This is a genomic window from Rhodoferax ferrireducens T118 (assembly GCF_000013605.1).
Lineage (GTDB): Bacteria > Pseudomonadota > Gammaproteobacteria > Burkholderiales > Burkholderiaceae_C > Rhodoferax > Rhodoferax ferrireducens.
In genome coordinates this window covers 192,800-213,790 of record NC_007901.1, presented here as the reverse complement: position 1 = coordinate 213,790, position 20,991 = coordinate 192,800, and the positions used below count along the sequence as shown (strand labels likewise).

Here is a 20,991-nt window from a genome sequence, read left to right as displayed (position 1 = left end):
TTCTCCCCACATCACCCAAGGAGAATCAGGTGCCATACACCATCGAAGTAAAGCACGATACCGCCCACCGAAAATGGAAAGTGCTAAGTGTGGTTGCCATCGTCCCGGAGCGCCTAATCGAGGATGCTCCGGCGCATGCGCAGCAATATGCAAGCGACCATCAAATGAACCCGGACCAGTTGGCTTGCCGGGTCGTTGAAATCGATTCAAGCCAGATCGGCCAGAACCCGCTGTCGTCGTATCGACGTATTGTGTTCAACCGCGTCAGTGCGGCGACCGCCAACCGCGGCGCCGCAGTACCAATCATGGCTCGCAGTGAGCAACCGACCTTGGGTTCGGAATTCGCAGCGGCAAATCAAAATCACTGCCCTGGGACGAACACCGCCCGCATGGGACGTTCGTCCTCCATGGGATTCAACTACAGGAGTCCAAAAAATGGCGAATAGCAACTTCCACGCAGCGGCCAAATTGGCCTGTACTGCTTCAGCACTGTCGTTCGAAGAGTGGCAGCGTAGACCAGTTTATCGGGCTCACTGCAAGACAGCGGCCATTGCTCGCGCAATGTGCAATGTTCAAACGCAACCCGGGCACGGACTCGCGACGAGATTTGGACTAACCGATCATTCAGGTTTGGACACGTTTCGTGCGCTGGCTCCCTACAGGACCAGTCAGGCGGTGCGTCTACGCAACCAAGTGGCAAAAGCAATCAAGAACGGCCGCAAGGCTGGGAATTTGAAGCTTCAAGTCAACATCTAAACCCCGACGGGCACCAAGCCCGACAAAGGAAGGTGCCCGTACTTTTTGAAAGAACGGAATGGGAAAAACGAAGAAGATCACGGACCAACAAGCGGCTCCGGTAGCCATGCCAACTGTTGGGGAACTAGGTTTTTACGGACCAGACCCCAGCGGAACCTTGTCGCCCAACGTGTTCCAGTTCATGGACGGTCCGCGCGTCCATGTGCTGGCGCTGCGACCCGACATGGTCTTGAAGATTGATCTCGACGAATGGATGTCGCTTGAGTCCATGAAAGCGTCGACGCTGGAACAATGTGAGCGCATCGAAGACGAGATGACTCGCAGGATTCTCAAAGGGCGCATCGCGGCCCTGGTGGATGCACTGGACTTCTACAAAAAACAGTTGCTGATCGCTCAACAGCAGAGTGCTGTGACGCACTGTGGGCCGGACCTGACACCCCGCCAAATTGAGGCCGGCATGAAACCCAGGTGCCCCAAGCCGGGGGAAGTAGAGCGCCTTTATGCGGCGCGAGATCGCTTTGTTGCGGCCCTGAAAGAGAAGGGCAGCATCGAACTTAACGACCTTGAAAAATTGGACCGGATGGGCCGATTCAAAGTCGCAGAGGAATGCTGGGGAATCCTTTCCGCCGAAGCCCGTCAGGCCCTGCTTGACGACGCTCACCACCAGGTGCGCGCGTGTGCCGCGATTAGCTGGCGCGACGCGACAAAGACGGTTGCAGCTTCGGCGGCTCTACCCAACCCGCAGGGCACTCCAAGCCCTCAGGGCTGGTGCTCTCCACACGGGGAAATTCTGAAACACGAAATTGAAGGGATCGAATTGAAATGAACCTGACAAAAAAACAGGTGCTTGCAGTACAGAAGGTGGGATTGGCAGTGCTTGAGGCCATCCAGGCGGCCGGCGAATTGGGGGCGCCATCGGGGGCTCTGTATGCTGCGTTGCAGCATCAGGGCTGCACATTGACCCAGTACCAGTCCCTCACAGGGTCCATGGAACGGCGGGGCTTTGTGATCCAGGAAAGCGACTGCTTCACCATCACCACTACTGGCGAACACTTCATCAGCCAGTTGCGACGCACCGTTGCCATGGAAGATCCAGTGGAGGCTTAGGCGTTCGCAAACGCTATCGCAGGATGCCCGGCAAAGCACCCATCTCAAAAACACAAGCCCCGCGCTGTCCTCAAAAGGACGGTGGCGGGGCTTTTTCATTGGAGAATGCCGCTATCGGAATGCGAGGCGAGACAGTTCATAACGAGAGACGAAAAGGCTCTGGCATTTAGTTGACGGACGGTCAGAGAACGCTTGTTCGAGCATCAATTGTTGCGCTAGAATGAACAGACTTTGGCCTCTGCGTCAATTTGCCGGTCCGTTTAACAGCGTAGAACCGGCCTTTCAACAAGACCACCAGCTGGTCATCAAAATCAACTGCCCAGGGCGAACACCGCCCAACTGGGTACGTTCATCTTCCTTGGGCTCATTTCGAACGGAGCATGGAATATGACCAATCAACTTGGAATCGTCGCTCGCCTTGCCAGCGCGCTTCAAAAATTAATGACAGGAGCCAGTCCACAACTTGGAGCTGACTGCCTGTTGCACGCCCAAATGGCCCAGACTCTTCTCGACCAAGAGGGCGTACCAACCCGATTGGTTTTAGGCGAGGCTGCTTGGCGCGTTGGCCCGGGTGATGGCGATGTCATAACGCACTCACCCAACGTTGGTGGATTCGCGCCACAAGGTGCAAAAGCCCTGGCCTACCATGCGTGGCTGGAATCGGGGACGAAGATCATTGATTTCAGCACGCACAGTCTTCGCACCAAAGCGGCCCAACTGGACGCCTTCGATGGCGGAAAGACCGCCGTCGAGTGGTGTCCACCCTATCTGGTACTTGAGCGAGCGCAAAGCTTGACCTTGAAGGAAGTCGCACAGGCAGATTCTGCAGGAGTGGCGTGCTATCAGGAAATCCCCGGCCTGCGCGAGTTCATGATTGAACAATGTCTCGTCAAGGAGGTGGATGCGGGAAATCTACAGCTTTTGAGGCTAGTTTTTGACCAGCCAGAAATCAAAGTTTTTGGCCCCAACAATCGTCACGATTGTGACGAACTGGTCGAACAAGCCCTGAAGTCAAAGCAATCTCATGGCGGAGGAGGGACATGGATCTGTTGACACAGATACGTCGCCAAGTCCGGCGACGCAAAGAAAGCAGCACCGGCCAAGTTCGTGGCCTGTACCTTAAGTCTGAGCGAGGCTCCGAAGTGCAATTCGAGCCAATGTTCCTTAGTGATGTTGGTCCTGAACATGCCTGCATCAGGCTGGACAAGACACTCGACCGTTTGTATGCCAGCCATGACATCAAGCAAGTGCAGTGGTACATCGAGCGCAGCCATGGGCTCGATGTCAACGGAAAGATTGCCTGGGGAAATATCGACATTACTGATCAGGTTGTTCCTTGACATAACTAAATTTGGACAAGCCCAGACGGGCACGTCTGCCCGCAAGGCAATGTGTCCGTTAATTTTTGAAAGTGATATGAAAATGAAGACAACCACTCAAACCAGAGGGGTCGCGGCAATTGCCAAATCGCCCTTGGCTGTCCTGGCTGCGTTGACGCCTCGAATGCAAGATGTCGCCTTGACGGTGATGCTCAAGCAGAACAATGCATCCGTCTGCAAAGACATTTTGCTTGGGAAGCTCCTGGGCTGGGAAACTTCGCTGGACGAGTATCAAAGGAAGTCGCCAGATGTTCTCGCCGATGCAATTGCCGAATTGATCGAGCAAGTTAGAGCTGCTCGATTCGCTCTTGGACTCCCAACAAAGGACGCCGTGCCTCCCGCAATTGCGTATGTCTCAGTGGCGCACTTGAGCACCATGCTCGAAGTTGCATCCTGTCAGATGCGGCAAGAATGGGTGCCCTCAGCACTCAGTTCAACGAAAGCCGCAAACGGGGGAGGGATTGGTGCATGGATTAAACGTGCAGCAGCCCCGGTAGTCCGACAATCCCAGCACCAGACACGGAGCAGGCCTTGCGCCTGAAAGGAAAATGACAGAACGCATGTTTACGGTACTTGTACCGCAACCTGGTAAGCCAGCTATGGCCTACCCACCACAAACCGGTGACAAAGCCCTTGCCAACATGCAAGTGCTGAAGAGCAGGGGTCATGAACCGATTGCGCGAACATCGGCAAACGGCATCACCGAGGACTTGTCGCTGGAAGAAATGGCGGACATCTATGACGAAGACTTCTGCCAACAACTCAAATCGGAGCGGGCTTTGGCCTGATAGGAAAATGGTGACCACTCGAAACCAAAGTCTTGGCTGTGAATTCAGGCCAATGACAATGAAACAAGCTGGCAGGCACTTGTTGCGGATTGTTCAAGGCAATCCTGGGACTAATGACCACATTCGCGTTGCGGAGCTTTGCCTCAAGAGAGATACCTTGGTCGAGGTCGAGCGCATTGCTCGCTTTCATCAAGAATTCTCAGTGGACATCGACGATGCAGTTGAAATGATCCGCCAACTGATGGATGGCAAGACTTACCCATTGTCTTCAGCGCAAGCACAAGAAATCGACGCTGAATCATTGGAAGCGTCCATTCAAGATTGATTATCAGCACCCAAAAGGCCACCTTTCCGTTATGGATTGGTGGCCTTTTTCTTTGCCCATTCGCCATTCGCAAACCGCGAACAGGTTTACCAAGTTTCCGATGGGCCATAAAAAAACCTCCGAGGCCAAAAGCGACGGAGGTTTAGTAGGCAACCGGCACATCAAAATACCGGGACGGGAATAGGAATATGAGGTCGCCCGCGTTCATCCTAACAGAGTTAAAACGCAGGTCGCTCATCCAACTATCTCATTGGTGCGGTTTACTTTCCTTTATCGATAAGCCTGGCGCGGTTTATGATCGCAAAAGAGGCCCGACGATTCTCTCTCTGCAATTCACTACCAGCGTCGAATTTCAGAGGTCAAAATGCAAAAACAGAAGAGAGCACTCCGTCTTGATGGTGGGCAGTTCACCAGGCTAATCAAAATTACCAGAGCTACGTCGCGTTACGCCGACCGCGATGTGCTAGTGCTCATGCTTGGACATCACACCGGCATGCGCGTGACAGAAATCTCTCGAATCACCGTGGCAGATGTGCTGCACCCTTCCGGCAAGCTGCGTCAAGAAGTAAGCCTGCGCGAAGCCGTCACCAAGGGTTGCCGCCAGCGCTGCGCATACCTATCCAGTCGAGCACTGATTGAAGCCCTGGAGGCCTATTTGGCGTACCGGCAGGCCCATGGGATCGGCACTGAATTGGGCGACACGCGGTATCGCGGTCTACTGCCCCACCAGCCGCTGATTTTCGGTGGACGGGGTGCCGCCCTAAGCCAGAACACCAAACGGCGTACCCTGGAGAATGGGGAGCGCCGGGACTACAAGGCGTGCGACTCGCTCCAGAGTCACATCACCAGGCTGTACAAGCGTGCAGGCATCAAGGGCTCAAGCCATTCTGGGCGACGTGGCTTTGCGGGTAAGGTGTTGGCCAGCACTGGCGATATGGAGACAGTTCGTGTGCTTCTGGGTCATCAGTCCCTGGACTGCTCGCAAAGGTACGTCGATGTGAGCCCGGCCATCCTCCAAGAAATGTTTGCCAGCGCAATTGCGGATAATTTGTAGTTAGACGCGCTACACGCTACAATCAACTAATATGATAAAGACTTTCCGGCACAAGGGATTGGAACGCTTTTTCCGTGAAGGCACCAAGGCGGGCATCCAAGCTGCGCATGCAAACCGACTGCGGCTGCAACTGTTGGCGCTGGATCAGGCTGTAAGGCCTGAAGACCTGTCCGCGCCAGCATGGGGGCTGCATCCACTGAAGGGTGACATGAAGGGCCATTGGGCTGTGACCGTAAACGGGAATTGGCGGATGGTCTTTGCTTTTGACGGCACTGATGCCGTGTTGGTTGATTACCGTGACTACCACTGAGGATTTGAAATGACTCGAATGCACAATCCACCGCACCCAGGCGAAGTCCTGCGGGAATATTTGGGTGATACCACCATCACCGAAGCTGCAATGAAGTTGGGTGTCAATCGCGTGACTTTGACCCGCATTGTGACGGGCGTATCCGGCATATCGGCTGACATGGCTTACCGGCTCAGTGCTGCTTTTGGCACCAGTGCCGAACTGTGGGCGGGCATGCAGATGCAGTACGACCTCTGGCAAGCAGGAAAAGTCAAACGCCCCCGGATTGAACGGATGGCGGCATGAACATGAGCGGTTCAGACTTGCCAACTGAAGCTGAGATAGTCAATCGCGCAATGCGAGACTATCGGCGGAATCGTGCCGAGTACCAGAATCCCTACCCGAATGGAACCCAAGGCTTCAACGCCTACGAACGCGGCTGGGTGCAGGCACTCAAGCGCGACGACAGCAAACCGCCAATGCAGCCTTTTAAGCCCGTGCCGGTGGTGCGGTCTGCGCCAAAGTCCGAGGTGAACCTGTATGCCCTCGCCAAGGGACGTGAAGGGCCAAGGAAGTGAATCAAACAAGCGGCTTACTGACATCGTTGTTGGCGGGTTTTGCTGCCAGCCAAAACGCACATCCGAGTTGTGGCGCTGGAATGGTGGCGCTTAGACGTGGATTGCGGCAGCGGCCATGAACAGTGTTGTCTATCACCCCACCCACAAGCACATCAGCCCATCCACCCCAGTACCGGCAGTCTTGACAGTGGTGAGAGTGGTCGCTGTATGGCTTGATGGAGTGCGTCACATGGTTATTGTTGCTGAAACTTGATTGGAATGGAATTTATGGAACCCACCGGGCAGAAAACGAACACTGAGCAACCGAAGCCCATAGGTCGCCCTCCAAAGGCACCAGGTGAAGCAAAGGAGGTGCGGGCGAGCCTGCGTACAACGCCTGCGAGATTGGCTAAGGCAGACCAGTTTGCCGAGGCCGCAGGACTGAGCCGGAATGCTTGGCTTGAACGTCTGATTGATCTAGCAAAAAAATAATTACATGGCGCACAAAAACATCTGCACAATGTATTTATGTGGCGTACAATAAAGGCATTGAAACGAAACAAACCAAGGAAACGCAGACCATGCCTAAGAAAAACATTGCACCTGCATCAACAGTCGATGCCCCTTTCCTCTCGAAGGAGCAGGCATTGAATATGCCAGAGTATGCTCAAGGCAATCAAGCCAGAATCGACGGCATTAGGATGGCAGATTGCCCTTATTCCATCACAGAAGTGTCACGAGTTGCTGGCCGCATGATGACATCCGAGGAATACCGACTTGAGTTTGAGAACAAATTCTCCGCTTGGATTCACGGTTTCAAATCGAACTGACCAAGGAAACCATGAATGAAATGAAATTGTGCAATTCAAATCGCATTGACCTTGTGGTTTATCACGGCAAATGTGGCGGGGACATTGAGGGCATTGCATTCAGGGGAGAGGCGGTGTTTTTTGCGCCTACCGCCGAACTAGCCAGCACTTATGCTGAACACGTATGTATGAATGGCGACGTTGACTACGGTTACGACACCAGTGAGGACGAAGTTGCTATGGATGAAGCCTTTCTGGGCTCCAACCCAGTGGTTTATAAGATTCATCTGAGGCTAGAGAATCCAGCGCACCTGGATGAGACATTTGTCTCCAAAATTGCAATTGAATCAGGCGTTGTTTCCAAAAAGGTTGGGCGCTTCGTCGAGAACTTTGAGGACTCGTGCCCGGATGAGCGCAAGATCGTTTTCGAGTGGGTTAAGAGCCACGGATACGATGGAGCGGTCATCTCGAAGGATATGATGCCCCTGCGAGCTGGTGGCGACTCTGACTGGTTTCCATCGTATGTCTCGTTTAAACCCACAGACCAGGTGAAATTCATTCTTGCTGAGCCTGAAGCGGATCAGCAAAAATCACAGCAACCCATTGTCGTAGATGGTTTTCATGTCGGGAAAGTGCTTGATATTTCAGCCGGTGTTGTAACTCAACAAGTTAATCGGGATGGCTCAACTGTTCGGCATTTGATGTCACAGTTATCGAAATCTGTCGAGATTGATGCTGTGGTTGAGATTGGGTACGCAAACGGAGTGGGTGAAGTATCAAGTGTCCGCGCTCGCTCCCAACTGGTTCAGCGGTAGTCGGAAACATCAAGGAAACCATTATGTCCAAAGTAACAGAAGAAAACGGTAAGACGAAGGGACTGCATGGACTTGGACAAGCGAGTTTGTCTGTAGTCCGCCGTACCCTCTTGATTGGTGGAATTAGCTTTACCGTGGCAGGCATCATGTTTCCCGAAGACCAACGGTATTTGGGTGGTTTGACGCTCGGTGTTGGGGCAGGCCTCCTTCTTGCGTTTGGCTTAATAGCGCTGGAGCAAAGTGGCTTTCTCGATACGGAAAGCACTTGAAGGAAATCGCAATGCCAATCGCCAACAGCAAGCAGCTACGCGCCGCACACAACAAGCTGAGTCGGGAAGCGGCACAGAGCCGACGCCAGGCTCAGGACGCCCAATCAGAATCCGATCTGCGAGCGAAGTACGCTGCCGATGGCAAGTCGTTGAGCCGCGATTCGCTGGGAGTGCGAATTGCCAGCAACTCTAAGTAAAGGAATCCACATGCTCGCCCTTATTGAATTCGTAGTTTGGTTGTTTGTTCTTCCCTACGTGCTCTTTGGCATGTTGCTGGGGCATTTCGCCTTTTTGGTCTTCAGGACTTTTGAGCCGCGCATGCTGTTGGCCGGGGTTTGGTTCGCAACGCTCGGGCTGTATCTGCTACCTAAGCGCGTGCCTGATGAATTGCCATTTGTCAGCCTGGTTGATTCCATCGCGCAGAGTCACATCGCTGGACTTTCGACGCCGCTGGCGTTTCTTGTCATGGCAGGGCTACTCACCGTGTCCGCTGCCGTTGTCGCAGCGCGGCGGGCCACACGCGCAATCAAGTAAAGGGAATCATGCTGCCCAATACGTTTGGCTGTAACTCATTTGCTCGAAGGATGCGAGCCCTTATTCGAGGGGTTTCCTCTGACCAAATTGAATTTTCAACTGTTAATTTAGGTTGTGCTGGAGCAGAGATTGCCCTGTTCATGGTCAAGGCGACTTCGATGCATCGAGGTCATGAAATTGGCCGTATTGTCTCAGAGACAAGTCCAATAACGGAAACGTGCTACGTCCACGACGTTGTTATCCATGACAAGCGATATGCTCGTATTGGTTTGGCCGAAGAACTTATAAAGCGAGCATTCGGTTTCAAGGAGGCGAAAGCAATTGCGCCAGTCAATATTGTTAGAGAAGCGATGGGTTTTTGGGTGAGTCTCGCAAACAAGGATTCTTTTCCGATTCGGCTTGGACTAATTCCCCTAGAAATTGATTGTCAAAAACGGTTTCTGAAATCATAGGAAAACACAGTGGGCACTACACCATCATTTTTTGCTAAAGCCAAGTCTGCGCTATCTGGTCTGATTCGCCATTCGAGCCCGCCATCAATATTACTCACAGCGGAAGACATCCTCCCGACGCTGACTTCAATTGCAGTGGCTCCACCGGTTGACACCTATCACCCTGAGTCTCCATTTGTATCTGTAGCCTGCGGGCTGTTTCAACTACGCGAAGATGGGTCTATTCTCCGACACGACAAAGAAGCCGTCTTCCGATTTGATTCCGGGCAGTGGGTTGACTTTCTGCCAGGTCGAAATCTGAAGTTTAAAGTGATTGAGTTTCAAGCGACACATTACCAGTCCATCGCTGAATTTGCAACGCCGTCGCTTGAGCAGACGACTGCATTCGTCAATAAGTTAAATCCGCGATAAAGGAAATCTATGGCTGACATAACCATTCCTTCGCGTCTTTGGCATCGCCTTGCGGATGTCATCCAGGACATGGGCAACCATCACTCCCATTTTGCGGGCACCAGCATCGGGGCCGACCTTGACGTGCTCGGTAACGCAATTAAGCATGGTGTTCCCCCTTATCCTGGTGCGGAGCTTTGCACACCGCAATACCGGCTTCTCGAACAGGCCGACAAGGTAATTTTGAAACACAGCGGAACTCAGCCTAACCTGTCCACGGTCGAACAAAGTATCGAGACTGCCGGAAGACTGATGGGCCTTTGGGCGACCGAATCAACTTCTGCAACGTAGAGGAAAACACAGATGAAAATTGACTTCACCCTCGAGTTGACCCAACTCATGAAATTTTCCGGTGACACGGCAACGGCCATCCGTATGTACAGCAAATACAGTGGCGGAACGCCTATGAACGGGGGCGAGCGCAGAGACCCAGCAATGGCCCCTGTAGACCTCATGTTTCTGTCAGATGCAATTACCCAGCTCCTGAATATCGGAGGTGCTATTGAGCGAGGTGATCCGGTAAACATTGCGGAGACTTGCCATTCAGTGCAAAGGCTTTTTGAGAGCTACACGACTGACAACCCTAGTTACAGCCCGCAGGCAAAGCCAACCTTTGACTACTGGGCGGGACAGGTTGATTTGGGTGTTGCTGTGAAGGCCTTGAAGGGGATTAAGGAAAAGGCGGCAATGACAAGTGATGGCGAAGGCCATATTGCAAGGCTCAAAGAAATTTACGTTGACGTTGATCCCGACACGATTCTGTCCAACACAAACACCCGAATATTTCTTCCCGCGCAACATGGGGGTGCCGATTACGCGTCCATGTCGCTAACTGACGCGGAGGTTGAGAAAGTCAAGGTGCCGGGACGGGAGAAACAGCCTGAGACACCTAATTCATAGGAAAGCATTATGAAAATCCGCAATTTCTATCCACGGCAAGTTCTTCGCAAACTTCAAGGCGAAAACAAACAATTCGATGCTGGCCAACTCGCGGCAATCAAATACCCTGAACGTAAAGGCCGCAAACTCAGCCTATCAATCGTCGTTGGAATGCCGAAATCCGCAGTTGATGTCATCAAATCAATAAGCCAAGAAACGGCTCAAGCCATGATTGCCAACGCAAACACTTTCATTCTGTTGAAGCACAACGCCCGAGCAATGACAAGTGGTCATCTAGGTATGACAACCGTGAATGCAGCCGACTTGCCTGTTGCTGCCCTGTAAAAGACACAAGACCAATCCAAAGGAAAACATCATGACCTACCAGAACCCCGAAATGGCGCGACTGCATCGTCAGATTTTGAGTGACTATTACAAAGCTCACGGTGTTGCCAGCGGAGAGGCCCCGTCAGAAGCTCTCGTTGAAGCGGCAAACGCGCACGCTCATGAGCTGGAGAAGAATGATCCGGCATTTTCATTTCCACCATACGGCATCAAGTTCGTTCAGGCATCGAATGAACAACTGATTGCGTTGTACGGGCCGGGTGATCTACCGACATCTTGAAGGAATTCTATGAGCATTGAATTTGATCCAGATATCCCACCGGTTGACCCAGCCTATTGGGGTTTGAAAATTGATGGGGGCCAAGTAATCGATGTCATTTGGTCCGACAGGAAACCAACGGCGGCACACTTCCGTGCCGGGCGCCCGCAGGCAATCGGTGCCCCATACCCAGGGATTCAAAGCCTGCAAGTCGTCAAGGTGTCGCTAGTTGAAGCTAGCCCGCCAGAGCTGCTTGCAGAGAATTGGTTCAAGTAGAGGAAATCATAGAAACTTGCGCGCCAACCAAACCCTGTAACCTGAACGCATCCACCAACAACTGAAAAAATCAATACGCGGAGGGAATCAAAATTGGTTAAGAGACTAAAAACGGCTGGGCCCAAGTTTCAGTTCGCAACGCATTTGCGAGCTGCGCAAAGGAAGGACCTCACTCTACCGGAGAGAGTGCTAAATGACTTCGCCAAGAAATATGAAGGGGTTTGGAAGCACACTGAGATAGTCAGAAAGGACCCGGTGACTACGATGGGAGTAGATCGGTGGGAACCTTGGTGTTTCCTTCCATGGGGCTGCATGTCAGCGATTCTGGAGAGTTACACCCGTCATAAATACACCTATGACGAAGCAATCAGGATTCAGAACAGTGATTCAAAACTTGGGACTGCGCTGTGCGCATGGCGAATGACCAAGGGGGTCTACCATTTTGATGATGAGATGCTCAAAGAATTGTGTTCTAGCTCTTTAAAAGACGAAGTAGCGACTGAATTCTTGTTCAGGATGCCTGAGTGGGGTGTTTACATTTCAACGCCTGGGCTTGATTTGCATGAAGGCTTCCGAATGCATGGATTCTTCGCAGTAGTAGATGACGAAGGGTCCGACAGAGGTTTGTTTGCACCAGTTTTAAGAATTGAAGTAATTGTTGACCCACGAGGATGCAACGATTCGAATCTTCTGATGCTCCTGTCGATGGATCCAGATCTCATTATGGAAGCCGAAGAAAAAATGGAGGCTGACCATTCGCTAACCGCTCTCGATGTGATTCCTAGAGATAAAGAATATCTAAGATTCAGCATTTCGGTTCCATTGATTGGGAAAACAATAAGCGAGAGCCTGGAGATAAGCGAAAGAGAAAAAGCAGCGCAACGAGCAAAGCATGAAAAAGTAAGAAACAACCTTGTACCAATTGACTCTAAAAGTCAGGGGTACTTAGCGTCTGCTGAGATTGTTGAAGAACACTTTTCCCCAGAACTTGACGACGAAACCAAGCAATTTATTGTTAACACGAACCTCTTGTTGATTAACATTTTAATGTACATATGCTCTGATGAACCAGACATTCAAGGTGGAACAATAGGTGAACGAAAGGCCTCTGTTGTTAAAGCAGAAAAGGAAAAGAAGAAAGTCTATAGCGCTGATCGAGTTACAGAATGGAACGTTGGTTTCAGAATAGGCGCCGATCTCCGTAAAGCAAAAGAGGACTGGGAGAAAGAATCGGCGAGCGACGGCAATGGACCCAAAATGCGGCCCCACTTTCGTAAGTCACACTGGCATATGTATTGGACGGGCCCCAAAGACAAGCCACAGAAGCATTGCTTCAAATGGTTGTGGCCGATTCCAGTGAATGTTAATAAAGCAGATGACGTTATAACAACGGCTCATCTGGTGAGTAGTGGAATATATGGACGGTCAACCTAATCAAGGAAATCATGCCATGGGCGTCCAGAGAGCGATGTACGAAGTGAAGGCAATTCCATTGGCCAACGCGTGGGCGTATAAAACCGCCTGTGAAAAATTTGGCGATGGACTTGTTGAGACCTTCCCTCGCTTTTCCAGGGGACCGCGCAAGGGATCGCTAAAAGGCTATCTCTGCTACATCAAGGCCACCGTTGGTGGTTGGGCAGAAAACCTGCCAGGCGGACGAGGAGTGCTATTCCCTGGCACCAGTGACTGGAAGTTGGCAATGGCAGCGCAAGTCTCAGACCCGAAAGGTCACTCTGTTGTCGCCACCTGGGATTTTGGAGGCGGGGCGAAACAGATTCAAACGCCAGAACAGGCTGACAAACTATTCAAGACGTATGGCGAGTCTCCGCGTTACTCGTAACGAGCACAAATGAAGGAAAACGCCATGTCACCACTGCAATCAGAGCCAGAAGCAATATCACGCAGCGAATGGATCGCCGCAGCCAAAAGGGTCTATTTGGACGCTGGTGATACTGATACCGAAGCGAGTGAGCAGGCTAAGTACCTGTGCAACGAAGAAGACTGGTCTAGCGGCGAGGTCCAAGACCCAATCGATGCAGCCAAGGAAGACGTTGAAGGTCGGCCACAAGTGAGCCAGGTTGCCGCATAAACTCAAGGAAATCAAATGTCCGCAGTAAACACACCCCTCGGGTCCAAGGTTCATTTCGTTTGGGTAGACGGAAAAACGAGTAGCTTCGTATTTCGCGGAACAGACTCAAAGGGTCCGATTTTTGATGACCCATCTGGAAAACGAAATTTCGCTGCATTGAAAAAGTCGTACTTGAGTATGACCGTTGAACCACCGCGTGCATCTTGAAGGAAGTCAAAATACCATGAAACAACTAAACACACTTTTTCTGGCAACACTGGCAACACTGTCGATCCAGACCGCACATGCACAAGAGGTGCTAAGCAAGGCAACCTTATCTATCTATGGCAATGAAATTTCGTTGCCGACCGTCAGGAATGCGGACGGGACGATTTGCCAGTCCTATGTTGCAGAGACGACACGTGAAGGAGATGGCCTGATCGTAAAGATTGGGAAGGTCTGTGGTGCCGCTGTAAAGGTGGGTAATGGTCTTGGTGGGTTTGAGTATTACGCGGCAGGCCTGCATGCCATGCAGGCGGTCATCGACAACGGACAAGTGACACACCAACTGCCAGTGCGGAACTGAAGGAAAGCTATATGCACGCCATTGCCCAAGAATTCATGAGTGAACCTAATCCATTTGGCTGGATGAGTGATGAAATGGCTCGCGCCATTGGTGTAGCTGCTGCGAGATCGCGAACACTCGCAAGCAGGCCGGAGAGTTGGTTGCAACATGCACTCGCTACGGAGGGCGATGGTTGGGTTGGCGGAGAAAAGGCACCACTGGCGACAGGTAACTATGAGCGCCTTTTTGTAGATGGTGTGATGATTCAGCTATGGGATGGCGAGTCATGGAGGTCTGAAGGGGCAACAAAGCCTCATTGGCGGCAAGTCGGAGACTACCCATCATGGCGCGGTTTGCAAGTCGGCGCGGGCCAGACGACAACTTAAAGGGAACACAAGATGACTGCAATCGCAACACGGATGATTCCAGCAAAAGCCCTGGACGAGGATTTCCGGCGACTCGGCGAAAGTGAGAGTTCAGTCCAGCTCGCAATGCAAGAGTTGGCCGACTGGTGCATCAGGAATCAGCATCTCATCGAGCAAGGTCGCAAGCATGGATTCCGACTTGGCACGACACCAATGGTCAAAGACATCATTGCGCTCGCTTGCTCGACGCCTGGTGAAGCCGCCCGGCTCACTGCCAACATACAAGACGTGCCTCAGTAGCGGCACAAGAAACATCAAGGAAAACTATATGACTCTTCGTCCTCAACTTTTTGAACATAGAGAACCTGCGCACGTCCACGACTTCGCCCCAGGTCATCAGAAACGCAGTGGCGATCAACAAGTTATTGTTGATCGCCTGCCTAGTGCTGTGTTTGGTTATACCTTTGGTATTTATTTGGAGCGTTACTCAAAACTTCTTGTGTGGACACAAGCGGAAGTGACTGATTTTGTGAAACGAAAGACTGTCCTCGAATCCATGAGTATTGCGGGTGATGGGATCGATGGCCGCAAGTGGATTGCCGAGTTAAACACAAATGAGTCCGTTGGGCTCATGGCGGTGCTTACAACTTGGGTTTGATACAAAATATTTATATAGGAAATCGACGTGTCAACAAAGCGCATGAACCGCCGAACGATGGGCAATGACTATGGGGGCCGCAAGGCAGAGAACCCCGCTGGCGTAGCGCGTGTATCGCGAGAGGATGTGTTGTCGGTTGCGCAAACTGCTGGTGTCCAGGTTAAGCGCGAGTCTGTTCGTACTGGATGTGCGTCCGCTGGCTGGTCGATGTGGTGGGTACAACGTCCCGGCGATGTTTGGCGCACGTTGGCGACTAGCAACTATCAGGCCGCACAAGAACTCCAAAAATCACTTTGAACAACTAGGAAACCAGTGAATGACGTTTTTTTCTGTTGCAGTTGAGTCATGAGAAAACAAGACATTGGTCAAAAGATGAAGGGGTTGGGGTGTCGCTGATCGGGCTGAAGCGCTATGAGACGGATGTCAACGAACAACAAAACGACATGGCTTCCAAATGGATCGCCATTTAGGAAGATAAATGAGTCAAAACGTAGGGGGAAGACCAAGAAACGATTCCGGTGGCGTGCAAGCGTCCGCTCGACTGAGAAGCCGTAGATTGGATTTGGGCCTTACCAAGATCAAAGTGGCAAACGATATTGGCATTCCAAAGGGCAACTACGCCTACCTGGAACGCAACTTCAGCGAACACCTGCAGAACAGGCACCTGGAAAAGCTCGCGATACTACTGAGCGCCCCTAAGGAATGGATTCGCACGGGGGAGGGTGAACTTCCACCAGCATCGGAGCGAGCGAAGGATCCAGACCCTCCTCTGATAGAGGTCTTCACATCCGGAAACGAGTGTGAAGTCGCAGTTCGCATAAGCATGAGGCGAACAGAAATGGGCATCACAAAACCTCAAATGGCGAAGGTACTGGAGATCGCCGTCAATAGCTATTCCTATCTGGAAAAGAGGTGCAGTCCAAAGGCCCAGAAGCGGCATGTTTCGGCCATTGCCTGCGTATTGCATGCCTCCCAAGACTGGCTGCTGTACGGACAGGGCACGCCGCCGACCGTACCAGACATCAAATTACTCGCTGCTGAGCTAGAGGCCCAGTCAGGGCCACAAAGTCCAGAGCTGCGAATCGTGCTCTCACAAAGGGCAAAGAAGAGACGAAAGGCGCTTGGACTGAAGGTCCAAAAATGTGCCGAACAAATTGGAGTTTCAGAAGCAGAATTCAGCCAAATGGAATATTGCCTGCGAGCGGTGGTGGATCAGCATGTCGAAGACTTGTGGGAAGGCGTGCTCAAAGTGCAGAATGGCTGGCTGCGCGACCCCCGTGTGAATGAGACCGAACTCCCTTTAGCGTATTTGAACGGGGCCTACGTCAAGCGGTCGGCCCTGGCCACGCATGACCGAATAGCGCTGGCAGAGCGGGCCAAGAAGCGCAGGGTTGCCCTTGGCATGAAAGTGTCGGAGTGCGCCAGTGCGGCGGGGCTCAACATGGCGAACTTCGCTCAAAACGAGAGAATTCTCAGGAAGTTCCCCGACATCGACGTTGAGGCCAAATGGGAAGCAGCATTGCTGGTGCCTGCGGGTTGGCTGCGCGATCAGACTATTGAAGCACTGCCGCTTGCATTTCCTGCGTCGGTGCTCATCCCTGGATCGGCCTACGCTGCGGATGCGGTTGTGACATGGCATACCGTGTCCAAAGAGATCAGGGCGGCAGCCGCCTGGTTGAGCCGAAAGGCAATTCTTCGCAGGACAACCGAATGGGGGCTCTTAACGCCCACTGAAAAGTCTTGGGCAGAGATATTTTCGGTGCGCTATGGCGTTCAGGGGGAAGGCCAATCTACGCTTGAAAGTGGTGGCAAGAGAGTTGGCGTCACTCGGGAGAGAATCAGACAGATCGTGAAAAAGATGACCGAGAGGGCCGATGGTCTGAAGATGCCGACGCCAAGGCTCGATGAACTTGCCGTCGAGATAAGTCGGCTAGCTCCGGCTACCGTTGCACAACTCGACATTGAACTGAAGCACAAGCTGGGTGAAGAGTTGACCATTCAAAGCGCGCAACGTTTCTCAGTTGAGATTTTCGGTAAAAAGTTGGCGAAATTCGCAAGCAGCCCATGGAGCCAGAACCAATCCAACCTTGACCACGTACTCAAGTCGGGTTCGCAAATTGAAGATGACAGCCTGATCCGTAGCGCCAGATCAGTGGCCCTGAAAATGATTCGTGGGAGTGGTGCCGCCAATATTCATTTTGTTTGCGGCGCTGTCTCTGATGAACTCGATACAGAGGTCAGTATCAAGGAGGTTAAAACAGCGATTGAAATGGTGGACGGCTTTGAATGGCTGGCTGAGCCGGATGGCTGGTTCTGGTTCGGGAACGATATTGGTGATAACCGGCTCCAGAACGTGACGAAGAAGGTAATGGCGGCGGCGGATCGCAAGGTGGACATTGACGAGATCTACACAGCCATGGGACGGTCCCAGCGCGGCTATTACAAGGCAGACGACTCTAAGCCATTCGTCATAGAGGCCCCCTCCGTAATCCTTGCCAAGGTTCTGCAGAGGACACCATGGCTAACGCGAATTCAAAAGAATGATTTTTTCGCTAACGATGAAACCGTGCTTCAAGGGGCCTTGTCAGATGTGGAAGCTGAAATCATCAAAGTGATCAGAGCGAACGATGGAGTGGCCGTCAAATACGAAATTGATGCTCACGTTGACAGGACGCTGGACGTGACAACCATTGCAACGGCAAACGCGCTTGGCAAGTCGCCCTGTTTTGTCCAACCGGCCAAAGGGATGTACTCTATTTGTGGGTGCGATATTGAACCGCATGCGCTGGCCCGTGCAGCTTCATTTGCAGATTCATTGTTCAACAGAGGAACGAACGCGACAATAGACGACAAAGGCTATTTCACGTTCGAGTTTGAACTGAGCGAGTACCACACCAAACACAAGTTCATTGGCATGCCTGGGTCTCTCTCAAGGAAGCTATCGGCCGGCGAATATGCGCTTGAAGATCAGGCTGCGCCTGCCTTTATCACAAAACGCGAATCAGGGCTGATTCTGCTTTCAAAGATGATGCCAAGGCTTTCCCAGTTGAACGCCAAGGTGGGCGAATCATTCCGGTTGAGAATCAACCCGGAACGTATGGTGGCAAGCTTGCATAGGGTGGAAGCGCGCAGCGCGCAATAGTCATGCAGATAACGATTGCGGCACTCTGTATTGCGCAGGCCTTGGACATGCACGAGTGCGGTGAAGCAGAGCTTGCCAGGGTCTGGGAAAAAATTGAGCAGATTCGCGCCAAACAAGCTGCAAAGCCCAGGAATTCACGGCTATCGCGCTGCCCTCTGCTGAATCTTTTGATTGCCGACGTACAAGCGGCTCAAATAAGAAATCGAATCAACGTGACAACAAAGTGAATGAGGCCGCAAAAATGATGGATCGTGAGTTTGATAGCGACGGGTTCGAAGAATTTCAGAGAAGTGGCATCCAAAAGGCGATGCGCGAGCGAAAGCTTACTCAGCAAGGCCATTTGCTGGTTTCACTGATGCGGGTAACAAACGAGGCAAACCTGACCGATCTTGAACACGCCGTCTGGAAGATGTACGAGGATCTTGAACTGCATGAGATTAGAGCGGCCTGTGACAGGCGTTCCCCGGAAATCGCTCGTGCGTTCGTAAGCTCTGCATATAGAACATTTACGGAAAGTGTTCGTGTTCGAGAACAACCAAAAGCCAATGCCATCTACAAAATTCAAACCCCGGACGATGCGAGTGAGTCGGACTCGATAGTGCACTTGATTGCGATTCACGTTCGAACGAATACGCCATGGGAGGAGATGAATTCTGAATTGTTGGATTCGTTTGCCACCGAGGCGTCTGCGAGGGCGCAAATGGCGAACAAAGGCCTTGACGGGTTCAAGATTAGCTTTGGAGGAAAATCAGCGGTCTGGTTCACGCCTGGTTTTATGGAAAACCTCAAGATGCATGTGCTCTTTGATATTTTCATGAGAATGGTCGGGCAAAGCCAGTCCCAGGAATCGGTCTGGAATGCGTTTGGGTTGCGATCTGGTTTGATGCACATGCTCGATACATGTCGATCAACTCCAGGAGACCGCGAAGTGAATGCCAGTTTTGTCGTCCTTGGAGTTGCACAGGACGTCGACTCAAGCCAGTGCATCAATCTATTCACGGCAAAGTCAAAGTTCATCCAGGCCTTGAAGACTGTCTTGCCATCTGTAATTGACGGTGATCCTCCGGATTTCAGCACAGGGCCTGCGTGCAGTATTTCTGATATCGGGGTATTTAGTGAGGTCTACGACTCGTTCCTGAATTCCAGTCGGAGAGCAAACTTCAGGAGAATTGTCACTACTTCACTAGAACGCGCAGGCGTCGACAGGTGTCACGTTTGCGCCGCATGGGTGTGCCTGGACGATCCGAACAGGTTTTTGCAGGAATTGCGAATCGGCGTGTGGCGGGAGTCTGGAGCTTTTGTCTACGGAACATCGTGGATCATCTCTGCGCTGGATGACAAGGCGCTGCCCGAGCAAAATCTTCGGGAGCTTTGCAGGGAAGTGAGCCTTGAGTTGAGCATGGCTGATCCGACAACGTTCGATAAGGTGACTACGGATCGCGGCTCCAATTTGTACCCAGACCGAAACGGCATGTGGCTGGACCCGCAAGTGCAAGTTGCAGGCAAGGGTGCCAGCTTGATCAGGACAGCGCAATGGGAGGGTTTCAATGACGATCCATACGGATCGCTTTCGACAGTTCCATTCCCAACCTACGTGTTGGCAGTTGGTGCGGTCGAGGTAATGCAGAAGCATTACCAGCCAAAGCTCTATTCACGCCTCAAGGAGTTGCTTGCGAAGACAGAGTTTTCCAACGAGGATGTGTACGCGCAGCTAGAGGCTTCATTTCCTGAATTTCGAGATCTCGCCTGCAACTGCCCATCGGCCGCTCTGCCAACTGACGAACTTCTGATTGGCCTGCGGCATCACTGGTCAAAGTCTCCCATTATGGTGGTCAAAAAGACGCTGGAAGAGCGGTTGATGCATACGGACGTTGGGCTGGATTTGCCAATCGGAATGGTTGCGACTCCCTTTCCCATGTCGTACATACACTTTGAAGAAAGGCTTCAGTCCCTGTCCTTTGTCGAGGAAGGGTTGAACTTCAGTCCACTCGGTGTTTTTGTGCACGAACACCGCTCCGGTTTCTACAACAAGAACTGTTACAGGGTCATTGAACTGGGGTTTATAGCGGCCACCGACGATAACCAACAACTGACTCTGGTGGATTTTTCCCTTGAATTTGCGAGCGAGGACGAGACGATCGCGCAGGCGATGGCAAAGTGGAAGGCCGCAATAAATGCAGACGACGATGAAGAGTGGTTCGATTTCGCTGACCTATTGGTCGAAGAAGTCATAAAGGTGTTTCTATACATTGGCTCGCCGGGGGCGATTCAAGTCCCGCATGAACCTCGAAAGAACCTGCTCGCCAGCTTGAAAGGCAAGTCGGAAGGCCAGAAACTGAAGGCGCAAAGGCAACTGGGGGTGAGCTACGACTACATCCTCGTAGGACCCGATGAAGCGTTTGAAACGGGCAATGGGGGTGATGGTTCGAGAACCGTAAAGCCACACTTCAGAAGAGGGCACGGTCGGCATGTCTCTTTCGGCAAAGGACGGTTACAAAAGCGAATGGTGCTTTTCCCGCCAGTGGTCGTCAACAAGCACTTGCTTGGGCAAGATCCTGACACCTGGCCGAAAGCAAGGAATTACAGGCTCAAATGAATTCATGGCTGAGGTATTCCAAATTGTCGCAACGGATGCATCGGATAAGAATTTTGAGCCCGATGCGGTAGAGCGTGGTTATTGGCATGCCGCCACTACAGCGGAAGACGCACCACAGAAAATTTGCGGCATTCAGGTGGAGGGTGAGGGCGGCTATGCACCAGGCCCTTCAAAACACGGTCGAGTCACCTGCATGGGAAGTTGATCTTTGATCGCGGCTATTCAGGCAATCAAGAATTGGAAGTGAAGGGGAA

The 20,991-nt window shown here is 52.1% G+C and carries 35 protein-coding genes; all 35 read left to right on the top strand.

Annotated elements, in window-relative coordinates:
* The first annotated feature begins 29 nt into the window (after positions 1-29).
* The 35 genes from RFER_RS22630 (at position 30) to RFER_RS24395 (ending at position 20,942) form a co-directional block, all read left to right on the top strand.
* The gene (locus RFER_RS22630) at positions 30-446 is read left to right on the top strand and encodes a hypothetical protein (RefSeq protein ID WP_011458594.1); all 417 of its coding nucleotides are present in this window, start codon (positions 30-32) and stop codon (positions 444-446) included.
* A gap of 368 nt (positions 447-814) precedes the next feature.
* The gene (locus RFER_RS22625) at positions 815-1,582 is read left to right on the top strand and encodes a hypothetical protein (protein ID WP_011458596.1); all 768 of its coding nucleotides are present in this window, start codon (positions 815-817) and stop codon (positions 1,580-1,582) included.
* The gene (locus tag RFER_RS22620; protein ID WP_011458597.1) at positions 1,579-1,863 is read left to right on the top strand and encodes a hypothetical protein; all 285 of its coding nucleotides are present in this window, start codon (positions 1,579-1,581) and stop codon (positions 1,861-1,863) included. The genes RFER_RS22625 and RFER_RS22620 overlap by 4 nt, the downstream gene beginning before the upstream one ends.
* A 387-nt stretch (positions 1,864-2,250) precedes the next feature.
* A complete protein-coding gene (locus RFER_RS22615) occupies positions 2,251-2,916 on the top strand; it encodes a hypothetical protein (protein WP_011458598.1) in 666 nt (221 codons plus the stop codon).
* On the top strand, positions 2,904-3,203 hold the full coding sequence (locus tag RFER_RS23215; protein WP_049765775.1) for a hypothetical protein: 300 nt from the start codon (positions 2,904-2,906) through the stop codon (positions 3,201-3,203). Before RFER_RS22615 ends, RFER_RS23215 begins: the two co-directional genes overlap by 13 nt.
* A 76-nt stretch (positions 3,204-3,279) precedes the next feature.
* Positions 3,280-3,783 (top strand): hypothetical protein, encoded by a 504-nt coding sequence (locus RFER_RS22605; protein WP_041793461.1) that lies wholly within the window; start codon positions 3,280-3,282, stop codon positions 3,781-3,783.
* A 7-nt stretch (positions 3,784-3,790) separates the two neighbouring features.
* Positions 3,791-4,030, top strand: a complete 240-nt coding sequence (locus RFER_RS22600) for a hypothetical protein (protein ID WP_011458601.1) — start codon at positions 3,791-3,793, stop codon at positions 4,028-4,030.
* Positions 4,031-4,088: 58 nt separating this feature from the next.
* Positions 4,089-4,355: a hypothetical protein gene (locus tag RFER_RS22595; RefSeq protein WP_041793456.1), complete on the top strand. Its 267-nt coding sequence runs from the start codon at positions 4,089-4,091 to the stop codon at positions 4,353-4,355.
* Positions 4,356-4,719: 364 nt separating this feature from the next.
* Positions 4,720-5,409 carry a tyrosine-type recombinase/integrase gene (locus RFER_RS22590; RefSeq protein WP_011458602.1) on the top strand — a complete coding sequence of 230 codons (690 nt, stop codon included), beginning with the start codon at positions 4,720-4,722 and terminating at the stop codon, positions 5,407-5,409.
* A gap of 31 nt (positions 5,410-5,440) precedes the next feature.
* On the top strand, positions 5,441-5,719 hold the full coding sequence (locus tag RFER_RS22585) for a type II toxin-antitoxin system RelE/ParE family toxin (protein ID WP_011458603.1): 279 nt from the start codon (positions 5,441-5,443) through the stop codon (positions 5,717-5,719).
* A 9-nt stretch (positions 5,720-5,728) separates the two neighbouring features.
* On the top strand, positions 5,729-6,004 hold the full coding sequence (locus tag RFER_RS22580) for a HigA family addiction module antitoxin (protein ID WP_011458604.1): 276 nt from the start codon (positions 5,729-5,731) through the stop codon (positions 6,002-6,004).
* Positions 6,001-6,276, top strand: a complete 276-nt coding sequence (locus RFER_RS22575) for a hypothetical protein (RefSeq protein WP_011458605.1) — start codon at positions 6,001-6,003, stop codon at positions 6,274-6,276. Before RFER_RS22580 ends, RFER_RS22575 begins: the two co-directional genes overlap by 4 nt.
* Before the next feature lie 560 nt (positions 6,277-6,836).
* Entirely contained in the window at positions 6,837-7,085 is a 249-nt protein-coding gene (locus RFER_RS22565) for a hypothetical protein (protein ID WP_166485935.1), read from the top strand.
* A gap of 11 nt (positions 7,086-7,096) precedes the next feature.
* A complete protein-coding gene (locus tag RFER_RS22560; protein ID WP_011458607.1) occupies positions 7,097-7,879 on the top strand; it encodes a KfrB domain-containing protein in 783 nt (260 codons plus the stop codon).
* Between the two features lie 23 nt (positions 7,880-7,902).
* Entirely contained in the window at positions 7,903-8,148 is a 246-nt protein-coding gene (locus RFER_RS22555; RefSeq protein WP_041793452.1) for a hypothetical protein, read from the top strand.
* Between the two features lie 11 nt (positions 8,149-8,159).
* The gene (locus RFER_RS22550) at positions 8,160-8,345 is read left to right on the top strand and encodes a hypothetical protein (protein ID WP_041793450.1); all 186 of its coding nucleotides are present in this window, start codon (positions 8,160-8,162) and stop codon (positions 8,343-8,345) included.
* A 10-nt stretch (positions 8,346-8,355) separates the two neighbouring features.
* Positions 8,356-8,682 carry a hypothetical protein gene (locus RFER_RS22545; RefSeq protein WP_011458608.1) on the top strand — a complete coding sequence of 109 codons (327 nt, stop codon included), beginning with the start codon at positions 8,356-8,358 and terminating at the stop codon, positions 8,680-8,682.
* A gap of 8 nt (positions 8,683-8,690) precedes the next feature.
* Positions 8,691-9,134 carry a hypothetical protein gene (locus RFER_RS22540; protein ID WP_011458609.1) on the top strand — a complete coding sequence of 148 codons (444 nt, stop codon included), beginning with the start codon at positions 8,691-8,693 and terminating at the stop codon, positions 9,132-9,134.
* A 9-nt stretch (positions 9,135-9,143) separates the two neighbouring features.
* Entirely contained in the window at positions 9,144-9,545 is a 402-nt protein-coding gene (locus RFER_RS23750; RefSeq protein ID WP_011458610.1) for a hypothetical protein, read from the top strand.
* Positions 9,546-9,554: 9 nt separating this feature from the next.
* Positions 9,555-9,875 (top strand): hypothetical protein, encoded by a 321-nt coding sequence (locus RFER_RS22535; RefSeq protein WP_011458611.1) that lies wholly within the window; start codon positions 9,555-9,557, stop codon positions 9,873-9,875.
* Positions 9,876-9,887: 12 nt separating this feature from the next.
* Positions 9,888-10,484, top strand: coding sequence for a hypothetical protein (locus tag RFER_RS22530; protein WP_011458612.1), 597 nt, complete (start codon positions 9,888-9,890; stop codon positions 10,482-10,484).
* Positions 10,485-10,493: 9 nt separating this feature from the next.
* Positions 10,494-10,808 (top strand): hypothetical protein, encoded by a 315-nt coding sequence (locus RFER_RS22525; RefSeq protein WP_011458613.1) that lies wholly within the window; start codon positions 10,494-10,496, stop codon positions 10,806-10,808.
* A gap of 31 nt (positions 10,809-10,839) precedes the next feature.
* On the top strand, positions 10,840-11,088 hold the full coding sequence (locus RFER_RS22520; RefSeq protein ID WP_011458614.1) for a hypothetical protein: 249 nt from the start codon (positions 10,840-10,842) through the stop codon (positions 11,086-11,088).
* A gap of 9 nt (positions 11,089-11,097) precedes the next feature.
* Positions 11,098-11,343 (top strand): hypothetical protein, encoded by a 246-nt coding sequence (locus RFER_RS22515; RefSeq protein WP_011458615.1) that lies wholly within the window; start codon positions 11,098-11,100, stop codon positions 11,341-11,343.
* 312 nt (positions 11,344-11,655) lie between these two features.
* Complete coding sequence (locus RFER_RS22510) at positions 11,656-12,777, top strand: AcrVA2 family anti-CRISPR protein (protein WP_166485934.1); 1,122 nt, start codon at positions 11,656-11,658, stop codon at positions 12,775-12,777.
* A gap of 16 nt (positions 12,778-12,793) precedes the next feature.
* Positions 12,794-13,183 carry a hypothetical protein gene (locus RFER_RS22505; protein ID WP_041793445.1) on the top strand — a complete coding sequence of 130 codons (390 nt, stop codon included), beginning with the start codon at positions 12,794-12,796 and terminating at the stop codon, positions 13,181-13,183.
* Between the two features lie 9 nt (positions 13,184-13,192).
* A complete protein-coding gene (locus RFER_RS22500; RefSeq protein ID WP_011458618.1) occupies positions 13,193-13,432 on the top strand; it encodes a hypothetical protein in 240 nt (79 codons plus the stop codon).
* A 223-nt stretch (positions 13,433-13,655) separates the two neighbouring features.
* The gene (locus tag RFER_RS22495) at positions 13,656-13,997 is read left to right on the top strand and encodes a hypothetical protein (RefSeq protein WP_041793442.1); all 342 of its coding nucleotides are present in this window, start codon (positions 13,656-13,658) and stop codon (positions 13,995-13,997) included.
* 11 nt (positions 13,998-14,008) lie between these two features.
* A complete protein-coding gene (locus tag RFER_RS23745; RefSeq protein WP_011458620.1) occupies positions 14,009-14,362 on the top strand; it encodes a hypothetical protein in 354 nt (117 codons plus the stop codon).
* Positions 14,363-14,374: 12 nt separating this feature from the next.
* Positions 14,375-14,641: a hypothetical protein gene (locus RFER_RS22490; protein ID WP_011458621.1), complete on the top strand. Its 267-nt coding sequence runs from the start codon at positions 14,375-14,377 to the stop codon at positions 14,639-14,641.
* 28 nt (positions 14,642-14,669) lie between these two features.
* On the top strand, positions 14,670-14,999 hold the full coding sequence (locus tag RFER_RS23740) for a hypothetical protein (RefSeq protein WP_011458622.1): 330 nt from the start codon (positions 14,670-14,672) through the stop codon (positions 14,997-14,999).
* 583 nt (positions 15,000-15,582) lie between these two features.
* Positions 15,583-18,141 (top strand): XRE family transcriptional regulator, encoded by a 2,559-nt coding sequence (locus RFER_RS22480; RefSeq protein ID WP_166485933.1) that lies wholly within the window; start codon positions 15,583-15,585, stop codon positions 18,139-18,141.
* Between the two features lie 2 nt (positions 18,142-18,143).
* Positions 18,144-18,368 (top strand): hypothetical protein, encoded by a 225-nt coding sequence (locus tag RFER_RS22475; protein ID WP_011458624.1) that lies wholly within the window; start codon positions 18,144-18,146, stop codon positions 18,366-18,368.
* 14 nt (positions 18,369-18,382) lie between these two features.
* Positions 18,383-20,737, top strand: coding sequence for a hypothetical protein (locus RFER_RS22470; protein WP_011458625.1), 2,355 nt, complete (start codon positions 18,383-18,385; stop codon positions 20,735-20,737).
* A gap of 4 nt (positions 20,738-20,741) precedes the next feature.
* Positions 20,742-20,942 carry a hypothetical protein gene (locus RFER_RS24395; RefSeq protein WP_166485931.1) on the top strand — a complete coding sequence of 67 codons (201 nt, stop codon included), beginning with the start codon at positions 20,742-20,744 and terminating at the stop codon, positions 20,940-20,942.
* Positions 20,943-20,991 lie beyond the last annotated feature (49 nt).

Coding starts and splice junctions, on each gene's coding strand:
- RFER_RS22470 (WP_011458625.1), top strand. CDS start 18,383: ATGATGGATCGTGAGTTTGATAGCGACGGGTTCGAAGAATTTCAGAGA.
- RFER_RS22505 (WP_041793445.1), top strand. CDS start 12,794: ATGGGCGTCCAGAGAGCGATGTACGAAGTGAAGGCAATTCCATTGGCC.
- RFER_RS22595 (WP_041793456.1), top strand. CDS start 4,089: ATGAAACAAGCTGGCAGGCACTTGTTGCGGATTGTTCAAGGCAATCCT.
- RFER_RS22625 (WP_011458596.1), top strand. CDS start 815: ATGGGAAAAACGAAGAAGATCACGGACCAACAAGCGGCTCCGGTAGCC.
- RFER_RS22475 (WP_011458624.1), top strand. CDS start 18,144: ATGCAGATAACGATTGCGGCACTCTGTATTGCGCAGGCCTTGGACATG.
- RFER_RS22530 (WP_011458612.1), top strand. CDS start 9,888: ATGAAAATTGACTTCACCCTCGAGTTGACCCAACTCATGAAATTTTCC.
- RFER_RS22520 (WP_011458614.1), top strand. CDS start 10,840: ATGACCTACCAGAACCCCGAAATGGCGCGACTGCATCGTCAGATTTTG.
- RFER_RS22615 (WP_011458598.1), top strand. CDS start 2,251: ATGACCAATCAACTTGGAATCGTCGCTCGCCTTGCCAGCGCGCTTCAA.
- RFER_RS22540 (WP_011458609.1), top strand. CDS start 8,691: ATGCTGCCCAATACGTTTGGCTGTAACTCATTTGCTCGAAGGATGCGA.
- RFER_RS22495 (WP_041793442.1), top strand. CDS start 13,656: ATGAAACAACTAAACACACTTTTTCTGGCAACACTGGCAACACTGTCG.
- RFER_RS22560 (WP_011458607.1), top strand. CDS start 7,097: ATGAATGAAATGAAATTGTGCAATTCAAATCGCATTGACCTTGTGGTT.
- RFER_RS22600 (WP_011458601.1), top strand. CDS start 3,791: ATGACAGAACGCATGTTTACGGTACTTGTACCGCAACCTGGTAAGCCA.
- RFER_RS22565 (WP_166485935.1), top strand. CDS start 6,837: ATGCCTAAGAAAAACATTGCACCTGCATCAACAGTCGATGCCCCTTTC.
- RFER_RS22575 (WP_011458605.1), top strand. CDS start 6,001: ATGAACATGAGCGGTTCAGACTTGCCAACTGAAGCTGAGATAGTCAAT.
- RFER_RS23740 (WP_011458622.1), top strand. CDS start 14,670: ATGACTCTTCGTCCTCAACTTTTTGAACATAGAGAACCTGCGCACGTC.
- RFER_RS23745 (WP_011458620.1), top strand. CDS start 14,009: ATGCACGCCATTGCCCAAGAATTCATGAGTGAACCTAATCCATTTGGC.
- RFER_RS22515 (WP_011458615.1), top strand. CDS start 11,098: ATGAGCATTGAATTTGATCCAGATATCCCACCGGTTGACCCAGCCTAT.
- RFER_RS22510 (WP_166485934.1), top strand. CDS start 11,656: ATGTCAGCGATTCTGGAGAGTTACACCCGTCATAAATACACCTATGAC.
- RFER_RS22545 (WP_011458608.1), top strand. CDS start 8,356: ATGCTCGCCCTTATTGAATTCGTAGTTTGGTTGTTTGTTCTTCCCTAC.
- RFER_RS22535 (WP_011458611.1), top strand. CDS start 9,555: ATGGCTGACATAACCATTCCTTCGCGTCTTTGGCATCGCCTTGCGGAT.
- RFER_RS23215 (WP_049765775.1), top strand. CDS start 2,904: ATGGATCTGTTGACACAGATACGTCGCCAAGTCCGGCGACGCAAAGAA.
- RFER_RS22500 (WP_011458618.1), top strand. CDS start 13,193: ATGAAGGAAAACGCCATGTCACCACTGCAATCAGAGCCAGAAGCAATA.
- RFER_RS22585 (WP_011458603.1), top strand. CDS start 5,441: ATGATAAAGACTTTCCGGCACAAGGGATTGGAACGCTTTTTCCGTGAA.
- RFER_RS22490 (WP_011458621.1), top strand. CDS start 14,375: ATGACTGCAATCGCAACACGGATGATTCCAGCAAAAGCCCTGGACGAG.
- RFER_RS22555 (WP_041793452.1), top strand. CDS start 7,903: ATGTCCAAAGTAACAGAAGAAAACGGTAAGACGAAGGGACTGCATGGA.
- RFER_RS22620 (WP_011458597.1), top strand. CDS start 1,579: ATGAACCTGACAAAAAAACAGGTGCTTGCAGTACAGAAGGTGGGATTG.
- RFER_RS22550 (WP_041793450.1), top strand. CDS start 8,160: ATGCCAATCGCCAACAGCAAGCAGCTACGCGCCGCACACAACAAGCTG.
- RFER_RS22580 (WP_011458604.1), top strand. CDS start 5,729: ATGACTCGAATGCACAATCCACCGCACCCAGGCGAAGTCCTGCGGGAA.
- RFER_RS22525 (WP_011458613.1), top strand. CDS start 10,494: ATGAAAATCCGCAATTTCTATCCACGGCAAGTTCTTCGCAAACTTCAA.
- RFER_RS22590 (WP_011458602.1), top strand. CDS start 4,720: ATGCAAAAACAGAAGAGAGCACTCCGTCTTGATGGTGGGCAGTTCACC.
- RFER_RS24395 (WP_166485931.1), top strand. CDS start 20,742: ATGGCTGAGGTATTCCAAATTGTCGCAACGGATGCATCGGATAAGAAT.
- RFER_RS22605 (WP_041793461.1), top strand. CDS start 3,280: ATGAAAATGAAGACAACCACTCAAACCAGAGGGGTCGCGGCAATTGCC.